The 1,378-nt window shown below is 45.1% G+C and carries 1 protein-coding gene; it reads right to left on the bottom strand.

The annotated features are described in order from the left end of the window. Positions 1–46: 46 nt before the first annotated feature. Complete coding sequence (locus F6K53_RS42740) at positions 47–1,186, bottom strand: ferrochelatase (RefSeq protein ID WP_293086665.1); 1,140 nt, start codon at positions 1,184–1,186, stop codon at positions 47–49. Positions 1,187–1,378 lie beyond the last annotated feature (192 nt).

Genomic DNA, 1,378 nt, shown 5'->3' with positions numbered 1-1,378 from the left:
ATAAAGCAACCTAATATAAAGTAAGCTACTGAAACGTTTTGGTGAATCAGTGGTGATGGTGATGGTGATGATGGTGCTCTGATGCCTGCACAGCTCCCAACTGGGGATTGATAGATAGAGCATTTTCTGATATAAGTACCTCAATTTGAGGATTAGCCCACTCCGCTGCCATCTGTAAGAATTCTGGATGATCATTAACACAGGGCATCTCTACGTAGGTAACCTCTGAGTTACGACGCTTTAGAGCGTGGACAATGTGATGCACATCTAAGAGGGTTTCGTGATTCTCTGTGGCAAAGCCAATCGGCATAAACACAATCGCCTTAGCCCCTAAGTTAATCAGGTTCTGGGCTGCTAACTCCGTGTGAGGCTGAGTCCACTTAATTAAGGGAGTTTGGTGGTTAAGCCAGCCCACAGAGATTAGGGGATACTTATACATCAACTTTTCCCTTACTGCCTCATACAATGCCTGACTTTCGTCAATTCCAGACACAAATCCTTTAGCTTCGTGGGGACAGCCATGGTTCATCAGGACAATGCCAATTTGGGAGGGCAGATAGGCTGCTGCTAAATCGGTAGTAATTTTCTCTTCCACCAATTGAGCAGTTAGATTAATGTACTCTGGTTCGTTATAGAAAGACGGGATGTAACGCAATCCCTGAACCCAGTGTTGATCTTTATCCTCTAATTTCTCGAGGGCTTTATTGACTTGTTCCACCGCAATGCCGCTAGTAAAGATGGAATCCACCACTAGCAGGGGATAGATCAGCAGTTTTTGGAACCCTTGCTCCTTAATTTCACTGAGGACTTGTTCTGGCAAAAAGGGAGCGCAGAAGTTAAAGGCTTTGAATACCTTCACCTGATCGCCCCATTTAGCTTGCAGTTGTTTTTCAATGCCTGCCCGTTGCTGTTCAAAAATCTTGTTGTGGGGTGAAATAAAGTTGTCATGCTGGTGCCCCCACTCGTGGAAATCAAACATTGCCAAAATTTTGGCTAAGGGTGGATAGATCCAGTTGGGGACTGGGGCAAATTTGGCAGTGAGCAAGTTTAAGGCTTGTTCGTTGTAGTTGGCGAAGTCTTCGTAGCTTTCGACTTCTCCATAACCCATGAGTAAAACCGCAACTCGTTCGTGACCATGGCTTGGGGAAAGTTTGACTGATTGAGATTTTTCTGGAGTGGCAACCACTGGGTATTCCTACTGGCTAAACGTCGATTGCTGGGGTATCCCTGCCTTGTCTTGGGTGCAGAATGTACCCCTGGCATTTATTAGGCTAACATCCCCCATAGGGGGATATAGGAGGTAGCACAATACCCTGGAAAGTTCGGTAAAGATACTAATAACAAAATCTCGATTAGGTTATAATAGGATTTCTGGTCT

Origin of the sequence: Moorena sp. SIO4A1, from assembly GCF_010672065.1 — a bacterium.
Classification (GTDB): domain Bacteria; phylum Cyanobacteriota; class Cyanobacteriia; order Cyanobacteriales; family Coleofasciculaceae; genus Moorena.
This window is presented reverse-complemented; position numbering and strand designations above follow the sequence as displayed.